Raw genomic sequence first — 4,941 nt, 5'->3', positions numbered from 1 at the left:
GTCCCTATGTTCCAGTAACATTTTAAATTCATTGGGGATAACTTTTAAATTTAAAACAAAATGTGGATAACTTTAGACTCCAAAAGATTATCGAGATTTAAATTCAAAAATAAAACCAACTTTGAATTCATTGTTTAAATTTAAACAATGTGGATAAATATTATATTTAGGATATTGGTATTTAGAATAATGAGAACAAGAAAATGAAAAATTTGTTGGTGAAATATCAGGAGAAGGCATCATGCCTGAAGATAAAACATAAAAAAAGCAGCCCATACTATGACTGCTTTTTTAGCATACAAACTTACGTTTAAATGCTCATATCTTCACTTAATGCTAAAGGTTCAGGTAAAATTTTCGCTAATTGACGACATAAAATCAGCAATTCACTTTGATTTACTGGCATTAGGGTAATATGACCAAGTTTACGCCCTGGACGTTCTGCCTTATTGTAAAGGTGTAAATGTGCTCCGCTCAATGCCAAAACATCTTCAGTTTTTGGATGCTTGCCAATAATATTGATCATTACTGTTGGACGTACAACATCAGTTGAGCCCAATGGCAAACCTGCAACTGCACGAATGTGATTTTCAAACTGCGAGCAAACAGCACCTTCGATCGACCAATGCCCAGAGTTATGCACACGTGGTGCCATTTCATTGGCATATAAACCTTTATCTGTTACGAACAGCTCAAGAGTGAGCACGCCAACATAATTCAAATGATTCAAGAGGCGAGTAATATAATCTTGGGCAACAGGTTGTAAATCAGCACTGTTTGGTGCAGGGACAATAGAGTGTGACAAAATACCATGATGATGATGGTTTTCTGCTAAAGCCCAGGTCTTCACTTCACCATTTATCCCGCGTACAGCGATAATTGAGACTTCACGTGAGAAAGTTACAAAACTTTCCGCAATCAAACTTTTCGCAGGGCCAAGCTCTTTCCAAGCCTGATCAATTTGATCAACAGAACGTAATACAAACTGACCTTTACCATCATAACCACCAGTCGCAGTTTTGAGTACGATTGGTAAGCCCAGTTCATCAACCGCAGATGTTAAGCTTTCCAGTGAATCTACAGCTTTATACGGTGCAACAGGAATGTCTAGCTTATCAAACAATGCTTTTTCAAGCAGACGATTTTGTGCTGTTGCTAGAGCCTGACGAGGAGGGTGTATAGCTTTGCTTTTTGTGAGTTCGTCTACATCTGAAAGCGGAGTATTTTCAAACTCCAGACTAAATACGTCAGCACTTGCTATAAATTCTTTCAAGCCATTTTCAGATTTTGAAGAAATTACCTCACCTAACGCAGCTGAGGGGCAATCTGTACTTGCCTCAAAGAAAGTACATTGAATATTCAGTGGAAGAGCAGCTTGTGCCATCATTCGACCGAGTTGCCCACCACCAAAAATCCCGATGGTTTTATCCATATCTTTTGTCTCGTTTTAAGCTTGACCAGGAATATTATGACTCGCAACCTTGTCTGTTTGTGCGGCACGGAAATCCGCAACATTTTTCGCGATTTCAGGGCGAGTTAGACCTAAAATCTGTGCTGCCATAATTGCCGCATTGGTTGCACCAGCTGGACCTATTGCAAGCGTTCCTACAGCGATACCAGCAGGCATTTGCACAATAGATAAAAGAGAATCGACACCATTTAAAATGGATGATTTGACAGGTACACCGAGTACAGGTAAATCAGTCTTTGCAGCACACATTCCAGGTAAATGTGCTGCACCACCAGCACCTGCAATAATCACTTGTATACCGCGCTCACGTGCAGTTTCAGCATATTCAAATAAGCGGTCTGGGGTACGATGCGCAGAAACGACTTCAGCTTCAAAAGGAACACCAAGCTGCTTGAGCATATTGGCTGTGTTTTCCAAGGTTGCCCAATCCGATTGAGACCCCATAATAATTCCAACAAGTGGTTGAGCGTTTGCGTCCGCATTCATTGCTAATGTTCCAGAGACTGAAGTAAAAATGATAAATCTCGACCAGAGCCAAGCTTTAGAATTAAGAAGCTCGTTATTATAGACTGATTTTTCATCTTACGAAAATTAAACAGAGAGGATAGGACACTTATTTTTAATATTTTTTAGGAAAATGTCTGGAAATAAGTTAGCGTGAAGTAAATTTGATTGTGTAAAGGCTAAAATTACTCAATCATCAATCTCTCCTTGTAAAATAAAACTTCTCTCTTTAGAAAGAGAAGAAGTTTTAAACTCACAAAAATTAAAATATATCTACTGACTTCTAAATACAAAATACACACAACCGAATAAACACAGTCCTGCCCATAAGTAGTCCAACTTAAATGGTTGTTTAAACAGAAAAATCATAAATGGCACAAAAACCAATAAAGTCACTACTTCCTGTGTAATTTTCATTTGTCCCATCGACCAGCCATGTGCGGCAAGTAAACGTGTCGCTGGAATCATAAAGCTGTATTCAAGTAAGGCTATTGCCCAACCACAAAGGATAGCTTGCCAGAGCGGAGCATTGTGTAAAAATTTGAGATGCCCATACCATGCCAAAGTCATAAAACAGTTGGAGATGATAAGAAAACCTAAAGCAAGTAAAGAGACATTCAAATTTATTTACCCCCACAGAACTTGTAATAATCTTATATTAAAATTTGTAATTTATTAAAACTACCGAAACGAATGAATTATATGAAAAAAATATTTTTAGCAATTATTTTATTGTTCTCAACCAATATGAGTTATGCAGTTGACTTAAATTTATCCAATCAAAATGAAGCCTTATCTGATCTAGCACACATGTTCTATAGTGAAAAAAAAGATCCTGTATATAAATTTAATACCCTGAATCCTAAAAAACTGGACTATTCAATTGAAAGTTTAAAGCTTATTGATACTTACCTATCGAATGTAAGAATGAATGATTTAAATCTAATATCGGATAATCTAAAGTTTAAAACTATTTTACGTACAGGAGCATATGTTGGAGAAACAATAAGAAAAAACGATAAAAAAAGAACATGGTATTGGGTGGACTATGAAACAGCAAAAGAAATAAATCCTAAGCTTTTTAAAAATCTGGAATATTCTATTGCGATTGCTGCAGTTCTGACAGATGGTGAAAACTTTATATTTCCATTAAATAAAGTTGTTAAATTTCTACAAAATGGTGAAGAAGATAGTGTATTTTTCTATGCGGAAACAACTATACAATTAAAAAACTCCCAATAAAAAAATATGAGCTCTGAATTTTAGTTTTTCCTTACAAGAAAAACTATCTTTTCAAGCAAACCCTTGCTATCGTTGCCTTTAAATTGAGTCAATAATGACAACACCACCAAAACAAAGTGATGTGTCTATAAAAGCAGTGGAGTTAAAACGAATGCATCTGCATATTTTGGGTATTTGTGGCACCTTTATGGGTTCACTTGCGCTTTTGGCGCGTGATTTAGGACATAAGGTGACAGGTTCTGATCAAAACGTTTACCCGCCAATGTCTACCCAACTCGAAAATGCAGGCATTACCCTAATGCAAGGTTATGACCGTAGTCATTTACAACCGCATCCAGATCTTGTGATTGTAGGCAATGCCATGAAGCGTGGTATTGATGCAGTTGAATACATGTTAAATGAAGGTTTACCTTATATTTCAGGTCCCCAGTTCTTGGCTGATCATGTATTACAAGGCAAGCATGTACTCGGCGTCGCAGGTACACACGGAAAAACCACAACAACCACTATGTTGGCATGGGTACTTGATCAGGCTGGTTTAAATCCGGGTTTTTTGATCGGTGGTGTTCCACTAGGTTTCACTGAAAGTGCGCGTTTAGGTGGTGGTCAATATTTCTGTGTTGAAGCAGATGAATATGACTCAGCATTTTTTGATAAACGTTCTAAGTTTGTACATTACCATCCAAAAACTGCGATTTTAAATAATCTCGAATTTGACCACGCTGACATTTTCGATGATCTGGCTGCAATCCAAAAACAATTCCACCATCTGGTGCGTACTATCCCGAGTGAGGGTCGTATCATTGCCCCAATCACTGAAAGTAATATTGATGAAGTATTGGAAATGGGCTGCTGGACACCAGTTGTCCGTACTTCTCTAGAAGCAAATGACAAAGCAGAAGTCTATGCCGAACTGATTTCAGCAGATGGCTCCCATTTTAAAGTACTCCAGCATGGGCAAGTACAAGGTGAAGTAAAATGGACAATGACAGGGCAACACAGTGTAGCTAATGCGCTAGCAACCATTGCCGCAGCAGAACATGTTGGTGTTTCAATTGCACAATCATGTGAAGCCTTGTCCAACTTTGGTGGGGTAAAACGCCGCATGGAGTTGCTTGATACCGTCAATGGCATCGAAGTATATGATGACTTTGCTCACCATCCTACAGCCATCGAAACAACACTGGACGGCGCGCATAAGCGTTTAAGTGGACGTAAACTTTGGGCAGTCATCGAACCACGTTCCAATACCATGCGCATGGGTAGCCATAAAGATGGCTTGGCACATTCCGCGCGTTTGGCTGATGAGGTAATCTGGTATCAACCTGAAGGCCTAGACTGGGATTTACAACCTGTAATTGACGCTGCACCAAACAAAGCTGTTGTTGCCCGCTCACTGGAAGAAATCATTCAAACAGTTGTAAATGAAGCAGGCGAGGGTGATGCTGTTGTAATCATGTCAAACGGAGGGTTTGGCGGGTTGCACCAGAAATTGATTGCTGCTTTGAAAGCAAAATAAGACTTCAGATATTTGATTAGAATGGGGCTTGAATACGCCCCATTTGTTTATCCCGAATTTAATATTTCAAATATCGTTCTTTTACATAAAAATAAGACTTAGAACATATAAATAGTAGGATATGAGAACTATCTTAAAGACTATTTTTATAGTGTTTATAATTAGAAAAAATAATTTAAAAATAAGTAACTTATTATGTAAAAAT

The 4,941-nt window shown here is 38.0% G+C and carries 5 protein-coding genes; 2 read left to right on the top strand and 3 right to left on the bottom strand.

Going from position 1 to position 4,941, the window contains the following annotated elements:
* Positions 1-310: 310 nt before the first annotated feature.
* From KPC_RS17800 to KPC_RS17790, 3 genes are all read right to left on the bottom strand, one after another.
* Positions 311-1,432, bottom strand: coding sequence for a 5-(carboxyamino)imidazole ribonucleotide synthase (locus KPC_RS17800; RefSeq protein WP_121975673.1), 1,122 nt, complete (start codon positions 1,430-1,432; stop codon positions 311-313).
* A 15-nt stretch (positions 1,433-1,447) separates the two neighbouring features.
* Positions 1,448-1,957, bottom strand: a complete 510-nt coding sequence (gene purE, locus KPC_RS17795) for a 5-(carboxyamino)imidazole ribonucleotide mutase (RefSeq protein ID WP_121975672.1) — start codon at positions 1,955-1,957, stop codon at positions 1,448-1,450.
* Positions 1,958-2,248: 291 nt separating this feature from the next.
* Positions 2,249-2,596 (bottom strand): DMT family protein, encoded by a 348-nt coding sequence (locus tag KPC_RS17790; protein ID WP_407641999.1) that lies wholly within the window; start codon positions 2,594-2,596, stop codon positions 2,249-2,251.
* Positions 2,597-2,677: 81 nt separating this feature from the next.
* On the opposite strand from KPC_RS17790, the gene KPC_RS17785 reads away from it, so the two are divergent.
* Entirely contained in the window at positions 2,678-3,217 is a 540-nt protein-coding gene (locus KPC_RS17785; protein ID WP_121975670.1) for a hypothetical protein, read from the top strand.
* Between the two features lie 151 nt (positions 3,218-3,368).
* The gene (mpl, locus tag KPC_RS17780) at positions 3,369-4,736 is read left to right on the top strand and encodes a UDP-N-acetylmuramate:L-alanyl-gamma-D-glutamyl-meso-diaminopimelate ligase (RefSeq protein WP_121975675.1); all 1,368 of its coding nucleotides are present in this window, start codon (positions 3,369-3,371) and stop codon (positions 4,734-4,736) included.
* The last annotated feature ends 205 nt before the right edge of the window (positions 4,737-4,941 follow it).

This window comes from Acinetobacter stercoris (assembly GCF_900323515.1).
GTDB lineage: Bacteria > Pseudomonadota > Gammaproteobacteria > Pseudomonadales > Moraxellaceae > Acinetobacter > Acinetobacter stercoris.
Note: the sequence above shows the minus strand (reverse complement) of the source record. Positions and strands in the feature narration are given on the sequence as shown.

Excerpts from the sequence above, each read along its gene's own strand:
- KPC_RS17800 (WP_121975673.1), bottom strand. The coding sequence starts at position 1,432 with ATGGATAAAACCATCGGGATTTTTGGTGGTGGGCAACTCGGTCGAATG.
- purE (WP_121975672.1), bottom strand. The coding sequence starts at position 1,957 with ATGAATGCGGACGCAAACGCTCAACCACTTGTTGGAATTATTATGGGG.
- KPC_RS17785 (WP_121975670.1), top strand. The coding sequence starts at position 2,678 with ATGAAAAAAATATTTTTAGCAATTATTTTATTGTTCTCAACCAATATG.
- mpl (WP_121975675.1), top strand. The coding sequence starts at position 3,369 with ATGCATCTGCATATTTTGGGTATTTGTGGCACCTTTATGGGTTCACTT.